Origin of the sequence: Dactylosporangium salmoneum, from assembly GCF_039532525.1 — a bacterium.
Classification (GTDB): Bacteria; Actinomycetota; Actinomycetes; order Mycobacteriales; family Micromonosporaceae; genus Dactylosporangium; species Dactylosporangium salmoneum.
In genome coordinates this window covers 130,515-153,680 of the sequence record NZ_BAAARV010000046.1, presented here as the reverse complement: position 1 = coordinate 153,680, position 23,166 = coordinate 130,515, and the positions used below count along the sequence as shown (strand labels likewise).

21 protein-coding genes are annotated in these 23,166 nt (G+C 71.4%); 9 read left to right on the top strand and 12 right to left on the bottom strand.

What is annotated here, in order from left to right; translation table 11 throughout:
• Nucleotides 1-36: 36 nt before the first annotated feature.
• Both ABD352_RS26745 and ABD352_RS26740 read right to left on the bottom strand, forming a co-directional pair.
• A complete protein-coding gene (locus ABD352_RS26745; protein ID WP_344615239.1) occupies nucleotides 37-576 on the bottom strand; it encodes a hypothetical protein in 540 nt (179 codons plus the stop codon).
• A 43-nt stretch (nucleotides 577-619) separates the two neighbouring features.
• On the bottom strand, nucleotides 620-2,953 hold the full coding sequence (locus tag ABD352_RS26740) for a putative bifunctional diguanylate cyclase/phosphodiesterase (protein WP_344615238.1): 2,334 nt from the start codon (nucleotides 2,951-2,953) through the stop codon (nucleotides 620-622).
• Between the two features lie 323 nt (nucleotides 2,954-3,276).
• Between ABD352_RS26740 and ABD352_RS26735 the strand changes: the two genes are divergently transcribed.
• Complete coding sequence (locus tag ABD352_RS26735) at nucleotides 3,277-4,059, top strand: hypothetical protein (protein ID WP_344615237.1); 783 nt, start codon at nucleotides 3,277-3,279, stop codon at nucleotides 4,057-4,059.
• Between the two features lie 250 nt (nucleotides 4,060-4,309).
• Here ABD352_RS26735 and ABD352_RS26730 read toward each other — a convergent pair whose 3' ends face one another.
• Both ABD352_RS26730 and ABD352_RS26725 read right to left on the bottom strand, forming a co-directional pair.
• Nucleotides 4,310-5,128: a HEAT repeat domain-containing protein gene (locus ABD352_RS26730; RefSeq protein ID WP_344615236.1), complete on the bottom strand. Its 819-nt coding sequence runs from the start codon at nucleotides 5,126-5,128 to the stop codon at nucleotides 4,310-4,312.
• A 164-nt stretch (nucleotides 5,129-5,292) separates the two neighbouring features.
• Entirely contained in the window at nucleotides 5,293-6,492 is a 1,200-nt protein-coding gene (locus tag ABD352_RS26725; protein ID WP_344615235.1) for a serine hydrolase domain-containing protein, read from the bottom strand.
• Nucleotides 6,493-6,634: 142 nt separating this feature from the next.
• Here ABD352_RS26725 and ABD352_RS26720 point away from each other — a divergent pair, with 142 nt between their 5' ends.
• Both ABD352_RS26720 and ABD352_RS26715 read left to right on the top strand, forming a co-directional pair.
• Nucleotides 6,635-7,930, top strand: coding sequence for a sensor histidine kinase (locus ABD352_RS26720; RefSeq protein ID WP_344615234.1), 1,296 nt, complete (start codon nucleotides 6,635-6,637; stop codon nucleotides 7,928-7,930).
• Entirely contained in the window at nucleotides 7,927-8,595 is a 669-nt protein-coding gene (locus tag ABD352_RS26715; RefSeq protein WP_344615233.1) for a response regulator, read from the top strand. Before ABD352_RS26720 ends, ABD352_RS26715 begins: the two co-directional genes overlap by 4 nt.
• Nucleotides 8,596-8,679: 84 nt before the next feature.
• Here the strand turns inward: ABD352_RS26715 and ABD352_RS26710 are convergent, their stop codons facing one another.
• Nucleotides 8,680-11,862, bottom strand: coding sequence for a golvesin C-terminal-like domain-containing protein (locus ABD352_RS26710; RefSeq protein WP_344615232.1), 3,183 nt, complete (start codon nucleotides 11,860-11,862; stop codon nucleotides 8,680-8,682).
• Nucleotides 11,863-12,174: 312 nt separating this feature from the next.
• On the opposite strand from ABD352_RS26710, the gene ABD352_RS26705 reads away from it, so the two are divergent.
• Entirely contained in the window at nucleotides 12,175-12,615 is a 441-nt protein-coding gene (locus tag ABD352_RS26705; protein WP_344615231.1) for a hypothetical protein, read from the top strand.
• A 175-nt stretch (nucleotides 12,616-12,790) separates the two neighbouring features.
• Here the strand turns inward: ABD352_RS26705 and ABD352_RS26700 are convergent, their stop codons facing one another.
• Nucleotides 12,791-13,609 (bottom strand): hypothetical protein, encoded by an 819-nt coding sequence (locus tag ABD352_RS26700; protein ID WP_344615230.1) that lies wholly within the window; start codon nucleotides 13,607-13,609, stop codon nucleotides 12,791-12,793.
• Between the two features lie 195 nt (nucleotides 13,610-13,804).
• Here ABD352_RS26700 and ABD352_RS26695 point away from each other — a divergent pair, with 195 nt between their 5' ends.
• Nucleotides 13,805-14,404, top strand: coding sequence for a nuclear transport factor 2 family protein (locus ABD352_RS26695; protein ID WP_344615229.1), 600 nt, complete (start codon nucleotides 13,805-13,807; stop codon nucleotides 14,402-14,404).
• Between the two features lie 22 nt (nucleotides 14,405-14,426).
• Here ABD352_RS26695 and ABD352_RS26690 read toward each other — a convergent pair whose 3' ends face one another.
• The 3 genes from ABD352_RS26690 to ABD352_RS26680 form a co-directional block, all read right to left on the bottom strand.
• Entirely contained in the window at nucleotides 14,427-15,533 is a 1,107-nt protein-coding gene (locus ABD352_RS26690) for a methyl-accepting chemotaxis protein (RefSeq protein ID WP_344615228.1), read from the bottom strand.
• A 120-nt stretch (nucleotides 15,534-15,653) separates the two neighbouring features.
• On the bottom strand, nucleotides 15,654-16,550 hold the full coding sequence (locus ABD352_RS26685; RefSeq protein WP_344615227.1) for an alpha/beta fold hydrolase: 897 nt from the start codon (nucleotides 16,548-16,550) through the stop codon (nucleotides 15,654-15,656).
• 97 nt (nucleotides 16,551-16,647) lie between these two features.
• A complete protein-coding gene (locus ABD352_RS26680) occupies nucleotides 16,648-17,256 on the bottom strand; it encodes a PadR family transcriptional regulator (protein WP_344615226.1) in 609 nt (202 codons plus the stop codon).
• A gap of 84 nt (nucleotides 17,257-17,340) precedes the next feature.
• Between ABD352_RS26680 and ABD352_RS26675 the strand changes: the two genes are divergently transcribed.
• The gene (locus ABD352_RS26675; protein ID WP_344615225.1) at nucleotides 17,341-18,135 is read left to right on the top strand and encodes an alpha/beta fold hydrolase; all 795 of its coding nucleotides are present in this window, start codon (nucleotides 17,341-17,343) and stop codon (nucleotides 18,133-18,135) included.
• Nucleotides 18,120-18,914 carry a PIG-L deacetylase family protein gene (locus ABD352_RS26670; protein WP_344615224.1) on the top strand — a complete coding sequence of 265 codons (795 nt, stop codon included), beginning with the start codon at nucleotides 18,120-18,122 and terminating at the stop codon, nucleotides 18,912-18,914. Before ABD352_RS26675 ends, ABD352_RS26670 begins: the two co-directional genes overlap by 16 nt.
• Nucleotides 18,915-18,966: 52 nt before the next feature.
• Here ABD352_RS26670 and ABD352_RS26665 read toward each other — a convergent pair whose 3' ends face one another.
• Complete coding sequence (locus ABD352_RS26665) at nucleotides 18,967-19,554, bottom strand: NADPH-dependent F420 reductase (RefSeq protein WP_344615223.1); 588 nt, start codon at nucleotides 19,552-19,554, stop codon at nucleotides 18,967-18,969.
• 149 nt (nucleotides 19,555-19,703) lie between these two features.
• Here ABD352_RS26665 and ABD352_RS26660 point away from each other — a divergent pair, with 149 nt between their 5' ends.
• The gene (locus ABD352_RS26660; protein WP_344615222.1) at nucleotides 19,704-20,024 is read left to right on the top strand and encodes a winged helix-turn-helix transcriptional regulator; all 321 of its coding nucleotides are present in this window, start codon (nucleotides 19,704-19,706) and stop codon (nucleotides 20,022-20,024) included.
• A 26-nt stretch (nucleotides 20,025-20,050) separates the two neighbouring features.
• On the opposite strand, the gene ABD352_RS26655 is transcribed toward ABD352_RS26660, so the two are convergent.
• Complete coding sequence (locus ABD352_RS26655) at nucleotides 20,051-20,704, bottom strand: response regulator transcription factor (RefSeq protein WP_344615221.1); 654 nt, start codon at nucleotides 20,702-20,704, stop codon at nucleotides 20,051-20,053.
• Nucleotides 20,701-22,692 (bottom strand): sensor histidine kinase, encoded by a 1,992-nt coding sequence (locus ABD352_RS26650; protein ID WP_344615220.1) that lies wholly within the window; start codon nucleotides 22,690-22,692, stop codon nucleotides 20,701-20,703. The genes ABD352_RS26655 and ABD352_RS26650 overlap by 4 nt, the downstream gene beginning before the upstream one ends.
• Nucleotides 22,693-22,800: 108 nt before the next feature.
• Here ABD352_RS26650 and ABD352_RS26645 point away from each other — a divergent pair, with 108 nt between their 5' ends.
• Entirely contained in the window at nucleotides 22,801-23,166 is a 366-nt protein-coding gene (locus tag ABD352_RS26645) for a hypothetical protein (protein WP_344615219.1), read from the top strand.

Genomic DNA, 23,166 nt, shown 5'->3' with positions numbered 1-23,166 from the left:
AGGCCGGCCGCCCCGGACCACCATCGTGCTCTCCGCTCAGCGGACCGCCGCGATCTCCGCCGGCGGCAGCGGGCGCAGGAACGCGGGCCGGAACGCGCCGGTGTCGCGGTGGATGTACACCAGGTGCGGATACGGCAGCCCGAGTTCGCCGACCCAGTGCGAGTCGGGGTCCGCGAGCGCCACGGTGAGCGGCACGCCCCGCATCGCGTGCCTGTGTAGGTCCCCGACGAGCAGGTCGTGCGCCATCTGCTCGGCCTTCGCGCGGTTCACCGGCCCGGGCCGGTCGTGGTAGTCGAGGACCCGCTCGGCGTAGGCGGCCCACTCGCCGGCCAGCTCGCGCCCGCGCCCTCGCGTGGCGGCGGCCCGGATCGCGTCGAGCTCCATGCCGCCGGAGAGCAGCCTTCGGGTGTACTCCTCGAGGACCATCGCGCAGTAGCGCTGCTTGGGGCAGGCCGGGTCCGCGGCGGTGTCGACGAGGAACGGCAGGAACGACACGTCGTGCAGCATGAGGTCGAAGTCCTGGTCGGGCAGGTCCGCTGCAGGGTCGTACGCCCACCGGTCGAAGTCGAACTCCATTGGAGCAGGATAGGCCGCGCGGCGTGAGCGCGGGACCGGGCCGCTACACGCCGGCGACCGCGGTGCCGGACAGCAGCCGTCCCGCGGCGTCGGCGGACAGGGGACGGGCGAAGTGGTACCCCTGCGCCGCCCGATAGCCGAGCGCGGTGAGCCGGTCCGCCTGCTGCTGCACTTCGACGCCCTCGGCGACGACCTCGAGCCCCACCGCCCGGGCCAGCGCGAGCACGGCCGCCGGCATGGCCTCCCGGCGCCCGGACCCGGCCCGTTGCAGGAACGAGCGGTCGAGCTTGATCTCGTCGACCGGGAGGTCCTGCAGCAGCGTCAGCGACGACTGGTCGGTGCCGAAGTCGTCCAGCGCGATCCGCACGCCCAGCCGGCGCAGTACCTCCAGGTGGGCCACGGCGTCGCCGAGCCCGACCGCCGTCGTCTCGGTGATCTCGATCGTGAGCCGGTCCGGCGCCACCCCGGCGGTGTCGAGGGCCGCGACCACCCGGTCGGGGAAGGACGCGTCGGTGAGCTGGCGCGCGGACACGTTGACGTTGACCGAGGCGACCGGCGAGCCGTGCTCGGCCGACCAGGCGGCCAGCTGCCGGCACGCCTCGCGCAGCACCCAGTCGCCGAGCGGCACGATCAGCCCGGTCCGCTCGGCCACCGGGATGAACTCGATCGGCGCGACGACGCCGCGCACCGGATGCGCCCACCGCACGAGGGCCTCGACGCCGATCGGCCGGCCGTCGTCCAGAGCGACGATCGGCTGGTACTCCAGGAACAGCTCGCCCCGTGCAATCGCCTGCCGCAGCTCCGCCCCGAGGGCCGCGGACCCCGCCACCGCGCCCGCCATCCCGGCCGTGTAGCGCAGGCAGTTGCTGCCGCCGTCGTGCTTCGCCGCGTACATCGCGATGTCGGCGCGGCGCAGCAGCTCCCCGGCGTCGTCCCCGGCGTGCCCGTCGGCGATGCCGATGCTGGCCCGCACGAGCAGCTCGTGCCCGTCCGCGACCACCGGCTCGGCCAGCGCTGCGATCATGCGCTGGGCGACCCGCTCGGCCGCGTCCGGCTCGATGTCGTCGCAGAGCACCACGAACTCGTCGCCGCCGAGCCGCGCCACGACGTCGCCGGGGCGGACCGCGCCGACCAGCCGTTCTGCCACCGCCACCAGCAGCGCATCGCCGGCCCCGTGCCCGAGCGTGTCGTTGACGATCTTGAAGTCGTCGAGGTCGATGAGGGCCACGCTCACGCCGCGCTCGCGGCCGCCCGGGGACAGCGCGGTGGCGAGCCGCTCGTTGAACAGCGCCCGGTTGGGCAGTTGGGTCAGGGCGTCGTGCGTCGCATTGTGGTCCAGGCGGGCCAGCAGGTGCGTGTTCTCCCGGAAGGCGGTGACCTGCCGCCACACGACCAGCGCGGTCAGCGCGACGGCCGCGACCGCGACCACCAGCACGTCGCCGTCGCCGTGCCCGATGGTCACCAGCAGCAGCGAGTCGACGGCTGCGACCGCGAGGTAGGGCAGGACGCTGAACGGCCGCGCGCTCGCCGCCCGCCGCCGATCCGGCGCCGCGGGGGTCTTCCACTGCTGGTTGGCCGCCCCCGTCGCGCAGATCATGACGACGGGTACCGCGATCTGCGGCACGCTCAGGTGCGGCGTGGCCAGCACCAGCGGCTGCAGGAACCCGCTCGCCGAGCCGCCGATCATGCCGAGCGCGAACAGCCGCAGCGCGCCCCGGGCCACGAACACGTGCCCGGCGAGCGCGACCTTCGCGATGGCGAACACCACCAGCAGCTCCAGCACCAGCGTGAAGCTCGCGGCGGCCAGCGGCGCCGTGTGGTAGCCGCTGACCTCCAGCAGCGGCTTGGCCTGGTAGTGCCACATGACCACGGCGGCCGCCAGGAGCACCGTGCCGGCGTCGAGGCCCACCCGCAGCCGGTCGCCGCGGCTGGACGTGCCCAGCGGAAGCCGCCACAGGCCCCACAGCAGCACCAGCACCGCGCCGGCGTAGGTCGCCACGGTGACCGCCGACATGTCCTGGCTCGGCCGGCCCCGGCCGATCGCGTCGTAGGCGTTCAGCACGGCGCCGGCCCCGGCCAGCGCCGCGGTGATCGCCAGGTGCCGCCAGAAGCGCCGCGTCGGCGCGGAGAACCGGGCCGTCCGCGCGATCCGCGCCGACAGGGTGACCGGGATGACCACCGACAGCGGCGCCGCCAGCCACAGCAGCACCATCGGCCCGCGCGGACCGGAGAGGTTGGCGGCGAAGACCGCCACGGCGAAGGCCGCCAGCACCGTCGAGCCGAGCATCGCCACGCCTGCGCTCTGGGTGCGGCGCAGGAGCGAACGCGTGAGCGCGCCCCGATTCCCGTCCAGCATGCCGCCTCCAGCGAACTCCATGCCGCCACGATCGGCCGCACCGAGCCAGGTCTGAGCGGATGCCAACGCCGTCACACCCGGATGTCCCAGCGGATGAGCGGTACTCGGGTTGTCCCGGGCGGCAAGGGTCAGCGTCCCGAGCGGCCGGGAACATGGTCCCGAGTTTTGGCGTCAGGCTTGGGCAGACGTGCGAGGCGAGCCGGTGGTTGCGCGCCATCATGCCGGCGTCGGGAACTCGATCAGGCCCGGAAATTCGCGCGTTGGAGCGCCTACGGTGGCGCCATCGTCCACGAGGGACGGTGACGGTCGGCCATCCGCGGACCGCCTTCAGCGAGGAGCCATGCATGAGGAGAACACTCATCCGCGGCGGCGTCGCAGTGCTGCTGGCACTGACCGGCGCCGTTGCGGCACCCGGCGCACCCGTTCACGCGGCGTCAAGGTGCAACCAGCCCGAACCCCCGCCGAGCTGCAACGGCGGCGGGGACCCGGACCCCAGCCCCGTCGACAGCCCGCCCCTCGGCGCATTCGATGCGATGACGTTCGTGGGCAACGGCGTGAACGTCGCCGGCTGGGCCGCCGACGCTGACACCAGCGGCCCGCTGCTGGTCGACATCTGGATCGACGACGCGTTCGCCAAGACGCTGACCGCCAATACCTACCGCCCCGACGTCGCCGCCGTATACCCGTCCTTCGGCGCCTACCGCGGCTACGACGCCTTCGTGCCCTCGCGCAACGGCGCCCACACCGTCTGCGCGTGGGCGATCAACGTGACACCGCCCGGCGCCACTCCGCTGTCGCATCGGCAGCTCGGCTGCAAGACCTACGACGTGCCGGTGGCCACGAACATCCAGTCGTTCTACGACTCCACCGCCGGCAGGTGGATGATCGGGTTCGACGACAACGTCCTCGGCGAGACCAGCTTCGAGGTCCGCTGGGACTACTACATCCTGCAGACCATCCCGGGCAGCAGCATCAAGATCGCGTCGCCACAGACCCTGACCTACACGCTGCCGGCGCATGACGGCACCGGCCGGGTGTCGCTGCCGGGCACGCGTCCGATCAACGCCACGAAACTCACCATCACGGCACCCGGCTTCGGCAGCGCCAGCACCACGGCCCTGTACTGACGGCGTACCCGGCCTGGCATGCCCTCGATGGCTGCCCCCGGCCCGGCCCGGTGCTCCGCGCACCGGGCCGGGCTTCCCGGCGGTTCAGCCGTCCCCAACTGCCGGCCCACCGTGTGGGCAACGGTCGAGGTGCCCCGGATCGCCAACCTCGACCTTGCACTCGCCCTGGTCGACTTCGCCTCGAACCGGCAACGCGCGATCCGCGTTCTCCGACTCGGCTCGCTATCCGCGAAGTGCTGCGGGCACGGAATCAGACGTACGAGTCGCCGAGTTCTTGGCTGAGGGATCGCAGGGCAGCGTCTGCGGCTGGAGATCCGATTTGCTTGAGTGCGTGGATTCCCGCGGTGCGACCGTTGTGCTCACCGTTGCGGACAACCTCGGCGATGCTGGCGACGGCTGGCTCCCAGCGCCAGTGGCCGAGGATCTGCACCGCTCGTTCCTGGATCCACATGTCGTCGGATCCCAGGAGGGAGACGACGTGCGCCTCGTGCGTGGCCGAGCTGAGGGCGAGGGCTTGGTGGGCCGCGCGCTGCCCGATGGGGGAGTCCGGCCGCTCGTGGTAGAGCGCGAACAGCCGGTGCCCGAGCGCGTCATCTTCGGGTGTCTGGTCGGTCGGCTCGCGCGGATAGTCGGTGGCCAGGTCCCACCAGCCCAGTCCGGAGTCCCGGGCGTCCAGCAGGGCGTCATAGAACGACTCGACGCTTCGCCAGCATGGCTCCGGACTTGGTTCCTCGTGATCGATCCTGAAGACGCGGCCGGCCAGGTCTCCGGAAGCGAACACGCCGGCGTAGTTGCTGTTGTCGTCGGTCCAGAACGTGCCGAGTTCATGGTCGTCGAAGGGGACGCCGAAGTCGCGCAGGGCGGTGATGGCCTCGGCCGCTTCGGAGGGGCTCATGAGCCGCAGCGGCCCGAGGTCTGACGCTTCGGCCTCGTGATCCTCGTAGATCGCGCGGATCGCGGGCGGGAGCGGTACGCCCAGCACGTGGGCCAGTCCGTCGATGTCGTCCGCCGTCGCGGGGGCGGCGGTTGCGTAGCCTCCGGCGTGGAGCCGCGCGAGTTGCAGGTGCACGATCATGCACCTTAACTTGAGCGTCCCGGAGAACCTGGCAGGGACACGGAACGGCCCCTCCCGGCGCGGCAGCAGCAGCGGTGGTACGGCCGGGGAGCAAGGGTTCCGGTGTGGCCCCGGCGCAGCACCGGGGCCATCGCTCGACAGGGATGGGACCGGGGTACTCAGGCCCCGGTGATCAGCAGCCGCGCCTGGGAGTCGATGCGTGTGGAACTGCCGGCCTCGTAGTTGCAGAGGTCCACGTAGACGTAACCGTCGGCCGGGTACCACTGCAGGTCGGTCGAGATGCCGATCGTGGCGCCGCCCGCGTGGCCGAGGCCCCAGTGGTCGTTCACCAGAACCGCGCCCGGGCCGTAGCCCTCGAACAGGACCTGCGCGGGCAGGCCGGGCTTGGGCGGCAGCGGGGGCGCCGGGTACTTCGGTGTGGTCGCCAGCCAGGTGTGCGCGGCGTCGAGCAACTTGCCGCCGGTCAGCGCTTTGACGAACGCCACCAGGTCGGCGGTCGTGGAGAACGCACCGCCGGCCCCGTTGCCGATGTACGCGTCGAGGAGGTGGTTGTCGGCGCGCGGGCCGCCGGACGGCGGCGGGGCGTACGGGCGGGCGATGCGGTGGTTGGTGACCCACTGGTCGCGGTTGTAGAAGTCGGAACTCGTCATCCCGGCCGCTCGGAAGATGTGCCGGCGGACGTAGTCGTAGAAGGTCTGGCCGGAGACGGCGGCGACGATGTAGGCCAGGGTGATGTAGCCGTTGTTGCTGTATGCGTAGCCGGCGCCCGGCGGGAACAACAACGGTGCCGCCTGGACGAGCTTCAGCAGCTCGCGGGTCGCCTCCGCCTCGCTGGTCCAGGACCGGATGACATCGCCGCTGTCGCGAACCACGTCCGCCATGCCCGCGGTGTGCGTCAGCAGTTGGTGCACGGTCATCGTGTCGCCGATCGCCGCGGGGAATCCGGTCAGGTAGGTGCTCAGCTTCTCGTGGTAGCCGACCTTGCCCTGCTGCACGAGCTGGCTGATCGCGATGCCGGTGAAGACCTTGGTGATCGAGCCGAGCGCGAAGATGGTGTCCGGCCGGTTGGGGATGCCCAGCTCCTTGTTGGCCATGCCGTACGTGCGCGTCAGCACCGGGCGGCCGTTGTGCAGCAACAGCAACGTGCCGGAGTACCCGTCGGTGGCGGCGGTCTGGGCGATGAGCCGATCCAGCGCTCCGCCGGGCAGCAGGTCGGCCGGGACGGGATCGGACCCGCGGTGGTCGGACCCGGCACCGGCGTGGGCGGACGCGGGCACCGCCAGCAGCCCGCCGGTGGCCAGCGGCACCGCTCCGAGCAGGCCCAGCACGGTACGTCGAGAGGGTTGCAGCGTTGTCATGCCAGCAGCCTCCGGTCGCGGGCCCGCTGCCGGCATCCGTCCGGAGTCGTCATCGCGTTCTGTCGTACGAGGGATGTGCGCCACCCCCGGGTCCGTCGTACGACAGACGCGCCCGCCCAGCGGCGGACCGTAAGCTTGCCCGGTGCCGGGACGGGTCGTTACCGCAGCGCGCCGGCTGGCCGGTCGGGCCGCGCTACGCGACGCCTCGCTCGTGGCCGGCCTGCTCGCCACGATCGCGCTGTTCCCCGTGCCACATCGCGCCGCGGTGCTCTGGTGGATCGCGACCGGCGTCCCCGTGGTCGCGGTGGGGCTGCGCAACCGCTGGCCGGTCGCCATGCTGGCGGTCGGTACGGTCTGCGTCGCGGTACACGTGGCGCAGGGCTCGCTCATCGGCGGGTCCGACACCGCCGTGCTGATCCTCGTGTACACGGTCGCCGCCCGCCGATCACCGGCGACGTCCGCGGCCGCGCTCGCCGGCGTCCTGCTGGTCCTGCTCTTCTGGAACGGGTACTTCGCCCTGCACGGACGGCCGGCACCGGGGATACCGTCGATGACCTTCCACGTCGACGACGTCGGGCACGGCCCGGCCGCGGCCTTGCAACGGGCCGAGTTGACCACCGGCGACAACGCCGGCGGGGCGGCCCGGTGGAGCGGCCCCGCCGTGCTGGGCGGCGCGCTGGTCGCGGCGTGGGCGATCGGCTCCGGCACCCGCAGCCGCCGCGCCTACCTCGACCAGCTCGCCGCCCGGGCACAGGACCTGCAACGCGAACAGGACCAGCGGGAGGCCCTCGCCATGGCCGCCGAGCGCGGCCGGATCAGCCGGGAGCTGCACGACGTCGTCGCGCACGGCCTGTCCCTCATCGTGATCCAGGCGCAGGGCGGCGCGGCGGCCCTGGACGACCAGCCGGCCGAGACCCGGGCCGCGCTCGAGGCGATCGTGCGCACCGGCCGCGCGTCCCTCACCGACATGCGCCGGGTCCTCGACGCGCTGGGCGAGGTCGAGGACCCGTGGCACCCGTCACCCGGGCTCGCGCAGCTGCCCACCCTGGTCGACCAGGTGCGCCGCGCCGGCACCGGGGTGCGGCTGCGCATCGACGGCGCGGCCGCGCCGCTGCCCACGCCGCTCGACCTGTCGGCGTACCGCATTGTCCAGGAAGCGCTGACCAACGTGATGAAGCACGCCGGCGCGGGTTCGTCCGCCGACGTCGTCCTGCGCTACCGGGAGACCGAGCTCGACATCGAGATCCGCAACGGTACCGTCGGTGGCGAGGCGGATGGCGGCGGTAAAGGTGGTGGCGCGGTGATGTCCGACGGCAACGGGCTTTCCGGTATGCGGGAACGGGTCCGCCTCTTGGGGGGACGGTTCCGCGCCGGCCCCCGGCCCGGCGGCGGGTTCCAGGTGCGGGCCAGCCTGCCGATCGGGGACCGGCACACATGATCCGGGTGCTGCTCGCGGACGACCAGGCGCTGGTCCGCACCGGGTTCCGGCTGATCCTGGCGCAGGCGCCCGACATGGCGGTGGTCGGCGAGGCGGCCGACGGGGAACAGGCCGCCGCCATGGCGCTCGAGCTGCGGCCGGACGTCGTGCTGATGGACGTCCGGATGCCGTCCGTCGACGGGGTCGAGGCCACCCGCCTGATCCGGGCCGGTGGGGCGGGCCCGACCCGGGTCCTGATCCTGACCACCTTCGACCTCGACGAGTACGTCTACGCAGCGCTGCGGGCCGGCGCCAGCGGCTTCCTCCTCAAGGACATCCTCGCCGCCGACCTGTTCTCCGCGATCCGCGTCGTGGCCGCCGGCGACGCGGTAGTGGCGCCCAGCGCGACCCGCCGGCTGCTCGAACGATACGTGCCGGTCGGGCCGGCAGCGCAGGCCGCCGTCACCGACCCCGATGTGCTGACCGAGCGGGAGCGTGAGGTGCTCACGTACATCGCCCAGGGACTGTCCAACGCCGAGATCGCCGACCGGCTCTACCTGTCCGAAGGCACCGTGAAGACCCATGTCAGTCGCGTGCTGACCAAGCTCAACCTGCGCGACCGGGTGCAGGCCGTGGTGTACGCGTACGAATCCGGCGTCGTGCGGGCCGGAGCCGCCGACCGTTGAGTCATTTGCCGGCGTCCCCGGCGACCGCCCCCGGGGCGGCTCCTCCGCCAGGAACGGGGAGCCGCCGCGGGGTGTGGTCGTCGGTCAGGTGATGCGTACGTTGAAGTGGGCCAGCCGGCGGCCGTCCGCCGCCGTCGCCACCAGGACGTAGGTACCGGGACCCCCGGCCTGCGTCATGATGACGGTGTGGACGCGGTGCTTGTCGTCCGTGCTGTGGCCCAGTACCTGCTCGGTCCCGTCCGGGGCCGTCAGCACCACGGTGGACAGGCGCTCTGATGCCGGTGCACCGGTCCGGTCCACCAAGACGAACTGCACCGGCACGGCCCGCCCCGCTGTCAACGGTCCGGCCGTGCTGACCTCGGCGACCTTGAGGCCCCACTCGGGCGAACCCGCGTCGGAGACCACGTAGTCCAGGCCGGCCGTGATGGGGAACTCGATCGCTCCGGTGGCCGGGTCCTTCGTGAAGGCGATGTCGGTTCCGGACGAGTCGCGGACCACGATGTCCTCAGCGGACCACGAGGTGTTCTTCGCGGTGATCCGGCTGCGGGTACTTCCGTCGCCGGCGGTGTAGGCGAAGGCCGCGCCGGGCGCCGCGACCGGGTAGACGCTGGCTCGCACCGCGCCTGCCGGAATCGTGTCGCTGGGGTTACGGGCACCCGGGTCGTGGACGAGGATCCCCGTTCCGCCGACGAACGCCGGAATCTTGCCGAACGGCTGCTTACGACCGGCCAGTGTGACGGGCCCGGAGAACCGTTCGCCGGTCTCGATGTCCATCCACTCGCCTGCCGGGAGGTAGACGTCACGAGCCGTCGCCGTGTCGGTGTCGCTGCCGTAGAGGGGGGCGACGAGGAGCGAGGGGCCGAGCATCCATTCGTACTGTCTGGCCGCAGCCGATGTCAGCTCTCGGACGTTGGGGTCGTCGGGGAACGCCACCGGCAGCGGGGTGGCCGTCGCCGGGAACCCGGTCTCGTACGACGTGATGGCCGCCGAGTAGATGTACGGCTGGTACTCGGCGTGCCACTGCGCGGCCTTGACCGTCGCCTGCACGAGGGCCGGGTCGTTCATCCGCCAGGGCTCGTTGCCGAAGGACATCGCTGGCGACATGGCCGCCATCATCGCGTTGCGGGTCAGGTAGCGCTGCTTCGCGGTGTTGGTTTCAAGGTCGCTGATGATGCGTCCGCCGACGATGTCCGGGTAGAAGTTGGGCTGGCCGCTGGCCGCGTAGGCGAGCCCATTGATCACCGTGCGATCCCGGTCGCCCGGTCCCTGGTTGTAGTCCGTGTCGTTGATGCGGAGGATCGAGCCGCTCACCGAGAACGCGCTGTTGCGCACCATCATGAGCTTGCCGTCGTCATTGAGGCCCTCGTTGACGGGATTCACGAGCGCGTTGTTGTAGTAGCCGTTCGCCGTGGCGTCGAACATGTGGTCTTCCTTGTAGCCGTCAGCTCCCCATTCATGGCTGCGGGCGACGAACCACGCGACGGCGTCCTTGTTGTCCGGGTCGATCAGGTACATGGCGGTGTTCGGGAACGAGGTCGGCTTGAACACGCGAGGCTTGCCGTTCGCGTCCTTGATGAAGTAACCCCGCTGGATCCCCACAGTCGTGCCGTCGCCGTCCAGGGCCGGGTCGTACGTGCCGCCGTCGGCGGGAAGCGCCCGGAACGATTGGCGCGCCCCGAGCATCAGCGATATCCCGTGCTCGTGGAAGAACGCCTTGTACGCGTCGGGATCGGGGTACTTCTCGCCCCACATGCCGAAGCTCGACGTCGTGCCCTGGGCCGTGCCCGCGCCGTAGGGCCAGAATCCCGAACCGGTCACGGCCCAGCTGATGGGGAAACCCTGGCCCAGGTACTTTGTCACCGAGTCGGTAATGGTCTGCTGGTTGGTGTTGTACCCGAGGGCGCCGTAGGACTCGTAGCCGACGCCGAACAGCGTGTAGTCCGGCTTCGCGTCGACATAACCCGCGGCATGCCGGGTTTCGGCGTAACGCCGGTAGATCGTCTGCATGTCGCCGAAGAAGTAGTGCAGCCCCGCCATCCCCGGCCCGTTGACGCCGAGCATGGTTGCCGCGTTGTCGACTTCGATGGCGAGCCGCCCGTCGGAGAGCACGACCTGGGCCAGCTTCCGTCCGGGGAACACGGTGAAGGTGGAGACGAACCGCTGATTCGTCGTCCCCGCGCTGTTCTGGGCGTAGTAGTCGAGGTTCTTGACGCCGTAGACGTTCAGGTTCGTCCGGTTCCCGCCAAGGTCGCCCAGCCCGTAGGCCGGGTTCATGCCGCCCGCGACCTGGGCACGCACGCTGTCGGTCTGCGCCTCGACGGCGGTGATCCTCAGATTGACCGACTGGTCTCCCGGCACGACGGCGATGTCGGCCTTGCGGCCGTTCGAGAAGGTGACGGCGAACCGCACGCTGGACCCGTCCGCGCCGGTGAGGGTCGCCGCGACGGCGTTACACGCTGCTCCGCCCTGCGCGGCCAGTTGCAGGCCGGCATCCGGATGCGGCGCCGCGGCTGGTGCACCGTCCACATCGAAGCCGTACCGGAAGCCTCGCCGATCGATCGACATGGCCCAGTGGTCGCCGGTCAACGAGACCATGGTCCCGTGCTGCCCGAGGCGGTAGCTGCGGAACGTCTGCTCCGGCGCATCGACGTCCGGTGCCGTGGTGGTGTCCGTGCCGCAGCCGGCCACCGGTCCGCCGCCATTGTCGCCCGCCTTGAGCAGGCGCACCGCGTTGGCTCGGGTGATGACGTTGAGGTTCGGGGTTGTCACTGCCGGACCGGCGGTGGCGGTGACCGTCAGCGTGAAGGTCTGGCCTTTGTCCAGGTAGGCGGACCCGATCGAGCGCCAGGCATTGCCGCCCTTGGACTGGTCCACAATGGTCGGCGTGTCCGGTCCTCCGGTCCACGCGTACTCCGCCTTGGCGTTGTCCACGCTCGCCGCGTAGTAGACGGCCAGCTCATACGTGGCGGAGGCGGGCGCCACGGCAGTCCAGGTGGCCGACGAACCGGGTGTCCGGCTGTAGCGCGACGGGGAGCTCGCGTAGCCGGGGTCTCGCGCGTCTGCCCAGGTCCCGCTCTCCGCGTACGAGCCGGGCGTTGCCGGGGTGATGACCAGCGGCTCGTCCGCAGCCGCCGCCGGGGACGACGCGGCGACGACGACCAGCGGCGCCAGGAGCGCCAGGATCAGCGCGAGGACAACGGAACTTCGTGGACTGACGGCCGGCGCCGGCAGCCCGATCCCGGCAGACGCGGCGGCGGGGCGGCTCACGGCCGCACTTTCGGTGGGCGTTCCAGTAACTGCCATCCGTGGCGGCCCTTCGTGGAAGTTACATGCATGTTGTGGAAGTCTCATGCAGGAATCTGTGATGGTCAACCATTCTGTGCATCGAGATTGCACTGCAACGGGCCTCGTCGGGTGCGGGCGCATGCCGCGGCGTCTGGGGTGATGCGGCCGCGTGCATCATGCGCAATGCGCTTCCACATGCTGCAAGGCGCAGGGGGCTCACGCTGCCTTGCGCGCGAATCGCGACGTCGGCGGATGCCGGCGAGCGGGGACTATGCGTGTGCCACGATCATGACCGTGGGCATTGTCGACGACGTGCGCGGGGCCGCTGACTGGGTTGCGGCGGCGTTGGCGGAGTCCGGCTACCGGGCCGACTTCTCGCCGGGCTCGCTATGGGAGATCGAGCGATTCTTCGAGGTCGAGGCCCCGGACGGCCGGCCGCGCCCGGACGGCCTGCTCGCGCAGCAGTTGGGCGCGCGGGTGTTCGCTGTGGGCGCCTACGTCGGCGAGGTGGTCCGCCGTCACGCGGGCGGGACCTGGTTGGGCGATGACGACGATCCCGCCGCCGAGGTCAACGTTGCGCTCGTGCTGCCGGACCGCAGGCGCATCTGGCCCGTCCAGCGGGTGATGAAACGCTTCTCGAACGGCGCCGAGGACAGCATCATCGCCTACGCCACCGCACTCGGCCTGGACCCGGGCGCTCGGCCTGTCAAACCACGCCGCCGGTGGTTCCGCTGACCCACATTGATGGTGGAAACCCGGTGCCGGGTTTCCACCGTGGAAACCCGGTGCCGGGCGACGATGGCAGACGTAGCCAGTCGTGCCGGCGCCGGGCTCCAACCGTTTCGCAGCAACGCGAATAGAGATCAACTCGAGCCCTGAGCCCGAAATACCTCAGGGCGACGGATAAGGGTCAGCTGGGTTCGGGGACGCGGACCGTGATGCAGTGCTTGGGCGGATTGGGGCTGCGGCTGTCGATGGCCCAGGTGCAGCCCCGGCCCCACGCCGTACCGGTGATGTTCGTGACCGGCAGGTTGTCGATGAAGTTGTACTGCACGCAGTAGGACAGGCTCGACGCCGGGGTGGCGTTGAGCAGGATGCCCGAAGCGCAGGCGGGCTTGAAGACTGACACCCAGGACCGGATCCAGCGCTGCCCCTCCGGCGTGTCGTCCCAGCCGAAGTAGTCGAAGTCGGCGTCTCCGATGGTGATCCAGGCGCCCCAGTCCTCGCCGCCGTCGTAGTGCTCGCTGGCGTTGTAGTACTTCCAGCGCGCGCCGTTGCCCTCGGTGCGGATGAACTCGTCGGTGTACGACGAGGGGACGTCGATGACGTTGCAGTTGGTCTTGTTGTTGTGGGCGGTGGAGTCGCGGCACAGGACGGCGGTGATGGCGTTGGTCGAGGTTGGCAGGCCGCTGACCTGCACGGTGGTGCCGCTGCCGCAGGCCCAGTGCTCGGTGGTGGCGGCCGCGGTCCACCTGACGTAGGCGCACTTGCCGTCGGCCACGGTGTCGGTGATGTTCAGGGCGAAGGCGCGGGTCCCAAGCGCGTCCCAGCCGTTCGCCACCAGCTTGGCCCCCGGCACGTCCAGCATGACCTGCACGCTGGTGCCGCCGGTGTACTTCCAGGAGCCGGACCACCCAGCGCCGGAGGGAATGGCGAACGCGGCCTGGGGAGCGATCGCCACTGTCGCCGCAACGGTGACCGCGACGACGAGGATTCGGGTCAATCTCATAGCCGGCGAGTCTGCGCAGCGCCGAGGTTGCACGCCCGTGACTGTCGGTATTGCGACGGAGGGTGTCAGGCTAGTGGAGGGATTGCCGCATTTCACCTTGTTTCCGGCAAATGGGGGACATCGTCGGATCGCGTGTCCAGAATGAGATCGCGGGTGTGCTCGAGTCCCCGTGTCGGCTGTGGCGAGGTGTCGAACATGTGTGATGTTGCCGAGATCAGCCAGCTCATCCTGGACGAGCGGCAGGGCCGGGATCGCGGCTGGTGGGATCAGATGCGGCGGGCGTTCTGGCCCGACTCCATCGTGCAGCTGAGCTGGTTCACCGGGTCCGGGCCGGACTTCGTGACCCGCTCGGCACAGATGAGCGGCCGGGGCGACCGGTCCGTGCATCGTGTCGCCGCACCGGTTGTCCACGTGCGTGGCGACCGGGCCCACGCGGAGGTTTCCACGACGGTCGAGTTCCAGATCGACTACGACGGCGTGCCGGCGCACCTGGTGTCCTACACGCGGTTGAACTACCGCCTGACCCGCCGGGACGGCCGGTGGGGTGTGGAGTCGCTGGACGCCGTCTACGAACGCGACACGCTGACTCCGGCCATCCCGGGCGGCGTCATCACGGTCGATCCGGAGGACATCGCGAAACTGCGCCCGTCGTACGCGCTCATCGCGCACTACCTGCAGCGGCGAGGCTACCCGGTGCGCGACGACCTCCTCGGCGACGACCGCCCCGACCAGGTGGACGCGTTCTACGCCGAGCTGCTCGGCTGGCTGGAGGCAGGCGGCGACATCGGGCGATGAGGCCCGGCGGTATCGCGCCCGGTCAGCGCGAGGTCGTGGCGAGGATCGACTGCTCGGCCTGATGCTGGCGCAGGTCGTCGGCCTTCGCGGCCACGGCGGTGCCGAGCTCGCGCAGGTGCACCAGGGCGCGCTCGGTCGACTGCGCGGTGGAGACCACCTCGACCACGCTGCGGCTGATCTCGCTGGCCGTGGCGGTCTGCTCCTCGACCGCGCTGGCGATCGTGGTCTGCTGATCCTGCATCTGGTTGATCAGCTCCACGATGCTCTGGATCGACACCGTGGTGTGCTCGCTGTGCGCCTGGATCTCGCCGATCATGTCGCCGATCTGCTCGGTCGCCTCGCCGGTGCGCTGCGCCAGGTCCTTCACCTCGCCGGCGACCACCGCGAACCCCTTGCCCAGTTCGCCGGCACGGGCCGCTTCGATGGTGGCGTTGAGCGCAAGGAGGTTCGTCTGCGCGGCGATGCCGCTGATCAGTTTGCTGACCGTGCCGATCCGGGCGCTGGACTCGGCGAGCTTGGCGATCGTCTCGGCCGCTGCGCGGGCCGTGCGGACCGCGTCGTTGATGCTGCCTACCGCGGTCGACGTGCTGGCGGAGATCTCCCGGATGCTCGTCGTCAGCTCCTCCGAGCCGCTCGCGACGGTATCGGCCTGTGCCGTGACCCGCGCGGCGTCATCGCCCAGTTGGGCGCTGAGCGAGGCCAGCCCTCCGCTGGCCTCGGTCAGCGCCTGCACCGTCCCGACCAGGAGCTGCTCGTTGTCGTAGCGGTCGGTCACGTCCAGGGCGTCCAGCAGGTACCAGCCCTCCAGCTGGTTGACCTTGATCTGCACGACGATGCGCCGGGCGCCCGCGTCCATCGGCACGGCGGCGACGTGCGGAAACGTGCGCGCCTCGCGCATGACCCGCACCGTCTGCGTCCGCAACAGCTCGAGCACGTCCTCGCGGCGCCCACCGGCGCGGGTGATGATCCGCTCGGCGTTGTCCATCGCGGCCCGGTTGCGGTAGTGCACCTTGCCTTGGGGGTCGAGGAGGATGAGCCCGCCGGGGGCCGCGTCGAGAACGTTGCGCAGCCCGAGCTGGGCCATCGCCACACCCGCCGCGTCGTCGCCGCCTTGAAGACGCCATTTCATCGGATACTCCGCTTCTCCGCGTCGTCACCAACTACGACCGCGACCTGCCAGCCGACGCCCGTCATCGGAACGCATCGGCAGCCGGCAGGGAAAGCTGAGGTGCCGGCGCCGGGACCGCGACTACCTCGACAGCTCCTGGCGATGCCAGAGCATGCACTCCTCGGCGAAGGCCAACTGGCGCAGGAACAGCGCGTGGCCGAGGATGTGGTGGTCCAGGCTGTGGCCGGTGTCCCGGGCGATGCCCGCGTTGACGACCGGCGCGTTCGTGAGCATGCCGGCGAACTTCCCGACGTTGGCCGGCGTGCTGTCCCACAGCGCGTCGAACTCGGCGAGTGCGTTGTGCACAGGCACCCGCACCCGCGGTGCCAGGCCGGGCAGGTGCTCGTCCGCCCAGCGCGGTGCCTGCACGAGGTCACGCACGGGTGTGGGCGCGTACGCCTCGTGCGCCGCCTTGACCCCCACCTCGGTGTAGGTGTGCGGCGGACCGAACATCACCTGGTCCCGCTGGTCGTACGGCAGATCGACGGTCGCCTCCTCCGGTAGCGACGCCAGCGCGTGCGCGGCGCCGTCCGCGCGGATGACGGCGCCCATCCCGGTGACTGACGCGCCCACGAGCCGGAAGTCCAGTTCGCCCGCGGTGATCATCAGCGAGATCATGCCGCCGATCGAGTGGCCGACCAGGAACACGCGGTCGGTCGACGCGCGCCGCGCGGCCTGCCCGATGGCGTCGGCGAGCAGCAGTGCGTGCCGGGGAAACGTGTTCTCGGCCGGCTCCAGCACGAGACTGCCGCCGTAGCCGGGCCGGTTGAAGCTGACGACCGGATAGCCGGCGGCGGAGAAGACGTCCATGAACGTGCCGGACCCGGAACCGTCGACATCGAAGTACTCGGCCGTGTACGTCCCGCCGTGCACCGCCGCGACCAGTGGTTTCCCGCCGGCGTGGGCGGGGCCGGCCGTGATCGCGGTGAGGGGGCCGCCCTCGACGTCGAAGGAGACAGTGTCCCGGTGGTTCGCCATGATGGCTCCTCACGCCTCGGAGATGAGTTGTGAAGATCGTATCGGCGGAATACACCTTTTGGGCGAATTTGTCGTTCCCGGTAGCGGCCCCCGTGAGCTAGCGCCTTCGCTGCGCCAGGTCCTGGAGTACGGCGGTGGTGTCCCAGGCCCCCGGGTCCGTGGTGCTGTTCCACTGCATGACCTGCTTCCTGGCCCAGCGGGCCCAGCGCAGCACCGCGTCCTCCTGCTCGTACTGCAACCGCAGCCCGATGGCGCTCAGGTGGGCCCGCTGCGGGAACGGCACCGGTCGCGTCGCGGCCATCTCCGCCAGTTCGGCGAGGCGGCCGGCCGCCTCCTCCTCGATGCGGTCCAGCGTGGCGAGCAGTTGCTCGGGTGACCCGGAGTCGGCGAAGAAGACCTTCACCATGCCCTCGAACTCGACGGTCCGCGGCGCCGGCGGCTCGCCCAGCCACTCGCCGAGGGCCGCGCGCCCGTCGGGGGTGATGCGGTAGACGGTTCTTCCCCGCTGGCCCGTCTGCTCTCTGGTCGCCGTCGCCAGGCCCTGCTCGACCAGCCGCTTCGGCTCGTCGTACAGCTTGCGCTCGGCGCGGGGCCAGAACCAGTTGAGGCTGCGTTTGACCTGCTTGGCGAGCTCGTACGTCGTCCAGTCCCGCACCGCGAGCAGGCCGAGCAGCGCGTACGAGGTGGTCGTTCTGGTCCCAGACATGACAGTCACCTTGACATACTGCCCAGGGCAGCGTCTACTCGCCCTTGGAAATACTGCACTTGGCAGTATCTGGAGGGGAACATCATGACAGCCGATTTGCACCCGCTCCGCGTCGCCTACGACGACCTCGGCACCGGCGGACCAGCGCTGCTGTACCTGCCCGGCTGGTGCGGCGACCGCACCGTCTTCGACCCGTTGCTGCCGCTTTCCTCCCGGCACCGCCGGGCGATCTCCCTGGACCTGCGCGACCACGGCGCGTCCGAACGCACCGAGGCCGACTTCGGTCTCACGGAGGTGGTGCAGGACGCGATCGCCGTGATCGAGCGGGCCGGCATCCAGCAGGTGGTGCCGGTCGGGCTCTCGCACGCCGGCTGGGCGGCGATCGAGTTGCGCCGGCGCCTCGGCGCCGACCGGGTGCCGGGGATCGTCCTGCTCGACTGGATGGTGCTCGGTCCGCCGCCCGGATTCCTCGACGCGCTCGCCGCCCTGCAACAGCAGCAGGCGTGGGAGCAGGTCCGGTCCGGACTGTTCGCCATGTGGACGACCGGCATCGACGTGGCACCCCTGCACCGCTACATTGCCGGCATGGCCGAGTACGGCTTCCGCCACTGGCGGCGCGCCGGCCGGGAGATCTCCGCGGCGTTCGCCGCCGAAGGCACCCCGCTGGCCGCGCTGGAGCGACTCGACGCGCCCTGCCCGACGCTGCACCTGTACGCGCAGCCGGCCGACGACGCCGTGCTCGCCGCGCAGCAGGCGTACGCCGCCGAGCACCCGTGGTTCCGCGTGCACCGCCTCGCGGCCCGCAGTCACTTCCCCGCGTTCGAGGTTCCCGGCGAGGTCGCCGACGCCATCGAGGACTTCCTGTGCACGCTGCGATGACCAGCGGGGACGGGCCACAGCGGCTGATGGTCGTGGTGGCCCACCCCGACGACGAGACGTTCGGCTGCGGATCGCTGCTGCTGCACGCGGCGGCCGCGGGCGCCACGACCGCGGTGTGCTGCGCGACGCGCGGGGAGGCCGGCGAGCCCGCGCCCGGCAGCGGCATCACCAACGAGCGGCTCCCGGCCGTACGTGAACGGGAGCTGCGCGCCGCGGCCGGCCTGCTGCAGGTGTCCAGGGTGGACCTGCTCGACTTCGCTGATTCCGGCATGTCCGGCCCGGCCGGGCCCGAAACGCTGGTCGGCGCCGAGTTCGCCGACGTGCGCGACCGGGTCCGGGAACGTCTCGAGGACTTCCGGCCGCACGTGGTCGTCACCCTCGACGCCGGCGACGGGCACCGGGACCACGCGCGGATCCGGGACGCGACGCTCGCCGCGGTCGCGCAGAGCCGGTGGCAGGTGGCCCGGGTGTACCTGCAGTGCCTGCCGCAGGCCCTCATGCGCCGCTGGCTCGAACACATCGCCCGGGAACACCCGACCTCGCAGCACCTCGAGGGAGACGTGCCCGGTACCCCGGAGGAGCTCATCACCACGGTCGTGGACACCGGGAAGCACCTGACCGAGCGGGAACGGGCGATCGCCGCGCACGCGTCGCAGGTCTCGCCGTACGAGGGGCTACCCGCTGACCTCCGGCTGGCCTTCCTCGCCACGGAGCACCTGCGCAGGATCACACCCGAGTGGCGCGGCGGGGAACGCGAACGCGATGTCTTCTTCCCCTAGGTAGCCGGCGTTGACGATGGCCGCCACCGGCGTGGCGGCCATCGCTTTGGACTCAACGTGCGATCGCCAGTGCGAATGGGACCGGTCCCACCGCGGCGATCAGCGGTTGGACCATGAGCGCGAAGGACTCGGGCCACCAAGCGTTCGCGACGCCGCCGAGGTCGATAACCCACTGCGGCGCCCAGCCAAGGTCGGTGAGCAGCCCAGCCACCGCCTGTTTGGCGCCGGTGTCGTCACCGCAGAGGAAGGTCGACGGCGGTACCGCCACGCTGGCCGGATCGACCATCAGCGGTGCCGGTCCCACCGTGTTCAGCGCCTTGACCACGTGGGTCTCGGGCAGGGTGCTTTGCAGCGCTTCCGCGAGGTTGGGGTAGAGCAGGCGAGACGCGAAGCCGTCCGGACCCTGCTCCACGGCGTTGGCGACGTCGACGAGCACCTTGCCGGTCAACGCCGGGCGCAGCCGCCCGAGCACCTCGACGGACACCGCACCGGGCAGCGCGTTGACGACAATCTCCGCCGAGGCGGCCGTGGACTCCAGGCGGTCGCGGGCGCCGACGACGACGTCGTGTCCGGCGGCGGCCAATGCCGGGGCCAGTGCGCGCGCCACGTTGCCGGCGCCGAGGATTCCGATCACGCTCATGTCGCGACGATAGGCTGGAGGCTGTCTCGCCGGCAGTACGCACTTTGAGGTGCCTGGAGGATCCGATGGCAACCGGTGGAACTGCCGAACGCCGGGCTGGTGCGCGTTCGGCGTACCTGATGTCGATGGCCGCATGCCCGACGCACCGCGTGCTGGACCGGTTGGGTGACCGCTGGGTCAGCCTGATCCTGAAGGAACTCGCGGACGGGCCGCGCCGCCACGGCGAACTGTCCCGCACGGTCGCAGGCGTCACCCAGAAGATGCTCACGCAGACGCTGCGCGGGCTGGAACGTGACGGCTTGGTGGCGCGGTCGGCAACCGGCTCGGTGCCACCTCGCGTGGAATACCGGCTCACGCCGCTCGGCGAGAGCCTGCTCCCGGTCATGGCGGCGGTGACCGCATGGGCCGAGCGGCACATCGGCGACATCGACGCCGCCCGAACGACGTACGACTCGAGCACATCACCCTGATCGCACCGGTGCCGCGGCGGCCGTGGTCATGGCGCGGGCGTTGTGGTGCCGGGTTGGTTGAGGTACGCGAGCACCGCCAGCACCCGCCGGTGGCCCTCCTCCGACGTGGGCAGTCCCAGCTTGTTCATGATCGAGCTGACGTGCGCCTCGACCGTGCGGTCGGTGAGCCAGAGCCGGCGAGCGATGCCGATGTTGGTCAGGCCCTCGGCCATGAGGGCCAGCACGTCGCGTTCGCGTTCGGTGAGCGGGGCGAGCAGCCGGTCGCTGCGCTGTCCGCCGACGAGCCGGCGCACCACCTCGGGATCGAGGGCCGAGCCGCCGGCACCGATCCTGCGGATCGCGTCGAGGAAGTCGTCGACGTCGAGGACCCGGTCCTTGAGCAGATAGCCGAACCCGCCGTCCGTGACGAGCTCGACGGAGTGCCGGGTCTCGATGTGCTGGGAGAGCAGCATGATCCCGCAGCGCGGCCGGGTCGTGCGGATCTGCCGAGCCGCGCGGGCGCCGTCGTCGGTGCGGTCGGGCGGCATCCGGATGTCGATGATCGCCAGCTCGGGCTCGGTCCGCTCGACCGCGCGCAGCAGGGACGGGGCGTCGTGGGCCTTCTCCACCACCTCGTGCCCCGCGTCGGCCAGCAGGCGCGCCAGCCCCTCGCGAAAGAGCGCGGAATCCTCACCGATCACGATTCGCACGGCAGCACCGCCTCAACTGTGGTACCTCCCGCAACAGGGCTCACGACCCGCAACCGGCCGCCGGCCGCGGCGACCCGGTCGGCGAGACCACCCAGGCCGGATCCCGGGCGGACGACCGCGCCACCGGAGCCGTCGTCGCGCACCCGGACGGTCAGCCGTCCCGCGTCATGGCACACCGTGACGCCGATCGCGGTGGGCTGCGCGTGCTTGACGGCATTCGTCGCCGCCTCGGTGACCACGTAGTAGGCCGTCGTGGCCAGGTCGTCGGGGATCGGGTCGGCCGTGCGCAGGTCCAGCGTCACCGGGATCGGCATCTGGCTCACCATCGCGTCGAGCGCACGGTCCAGCCCGTCGTCGAGACTGCTCGGCCGCAGCCCGTGCGCGATCTGCCGCAGCTCCACGACGGCGTCGCCGAGCTCGGCCACCGACTGGTCGAGCAGGCCGTCGACGTCGACCGTGCCGTCGTCGAGGTGACGCTGGGCCAGCCGAAGCCTCATGCCGAGCGCGACGAGGCGTTGCTGGGCGCCGTCGTGGAGGTCCCGTTCGAGCCGGCGCCGTTCCTCGTACCCCGCGGCCAGCAGCCGGGACCGGCTGGCCTCCACCGCTCCCAGCGCCGAGGCCAGCTCCGCCCGCAACCGGACGACCTCGACCAGCAGCGAGCTGGCCGATGCCACCTCGCGGAGCAGCTCCCGGCTCGCCCCGCCGCCCGCCGCGACGACGCCGATCTCGTGGCCGCCCAGCCGTACCGGGGCCGACCGCCAGGACGGGGCCTGGTCCGGCTCCACCGGGCGTCCCGCGGTGTCGAGCATCGCGGCCGATCCGGGCAGCCGGTAGCCGACCCTCAGGCTCGGATCGCGCAGGGCCGTGCGCAGTACGCTCTCCAGCTGCTCGGGCCGGGCGCTGCCCGCGTCGGTCCGCTGGCGCAGGTCCTCGATCGCGGCGATGGCCGCCTCCCGGGCCGGGTAGAGCCGGTGGTCGACGAAGCGCTGCAGCCGGTTGCGCATCGGCGCGAGCGCGGCGGCGCAGACCGCGGTCGCGGCCGCGGCGGCCACCGGCGAGTCACGGCCCGCGCCGAGACCGACCACGAACGACGCCGCCGTGTAGAAGGCCAGCAGCATCGCCGTCGCGAGGGCGTAGGTCGCCGTCGCGCTCAGCGCCCGATCGACGTCGTACAGGTCGTGCTTGAGCAGGGCGATCGTGGTCGACGCCGGGATCGCCAGGTAGGTCGCGATCAGCCCGGCGAGGCCGAGCTCGGGCCGGTCGAACACCAGATAGCTGGCCCAGCACAGCAGGAGGGTGATCGGAAGGAAGCTCGCCCCCAGCACGAACCACTTGAGCTGGGCGCGCTCGACGGCCCCGCCGGTGCGGCGGTACCGCACGACGATCGACGCGAGCGACGCGACGAGCAGGCCGAGGAAGACCGGCAGCAACGCGAAGGCGAACGTTTCGATGGCGCCCTGGACCTCGGGGGACGCGCGGAACGCCTTGGGCACTCCCGGATACTGGGGCGCCGGGGTCGGGTCGAAGGCCGCCGCCACGATGAACAGCACCGGCACCACCAGGAGCCCGGCCACCACCCAGCGCCAGCGCGGTCCGGGCACCCGGCCCTCGGGCACGAGCAGGAACAACAGGGCCGGCGGCACGTACAGCAGCATCCAGGCGCCACGGACGAGGTCGACGTAGACGGCCGCCAGCGGCAGGCGTGGGTCGACGGCCAGGGCGGCCGGGTACAGGTCGCTGACGGCGACCCCGACGAAGGCGGCGCCCGTGCAGACGAGCAGCAGGCCGACCACGTTGCGGGGGCGGCGGGTGGCGACCGTCAGGCCGAGGAGGACGGAGGAGAGTCCCAGCGCCTCGCCGACCGCCAGCTCCACCGTGGCGGCCCCGTCCCGGGCGATCACCGCCAGGTAGATCCCCGACCCGGCCAACGCGAGCACCGCCGCTCCGGCAAGGTACGCGATCAGCCGCTTCCCGTACATCGCCCCACCGTAGCGGCGCCCGCGGCGGCACGAGTACGTGCCAGTACGGAAATCTTCCGGGAGCTGGCACGGATGCGATCCGGCGGCCGCGACCCGGACGCTGTGCCCATGAAGCGGTCAATCTCCCTCACCGTCGGCCTGGTCCTGTCCGGCCTCCTCGGTCTCGTCGATGTCGTCTCGCTGCCACTCGGCACCGACGGGCCACCCGTCGCGGTGCTCGTGATCGGCACCGTGCTCGGTCTCGGCACCATCGCCGGTGTCGTGCTCGCATGGCCGAACCGATCCCGGGCCGGCGCCGTCACCGTCATCGTCACCCGGCTGCTCTCCGCGCTGACGGCCGTGCCCGCGTTCTTCGTCGCCGCGACGCCGGCCGCGGCCAGGGGCGCCGCCGCGGCCGGGATCGTCATCACCCTGCTGTGCGTCGCCCTGGTGGCTCCCGCCCTCCGCGCCCGCCCCGCCGGGCTGCCCTCCTAG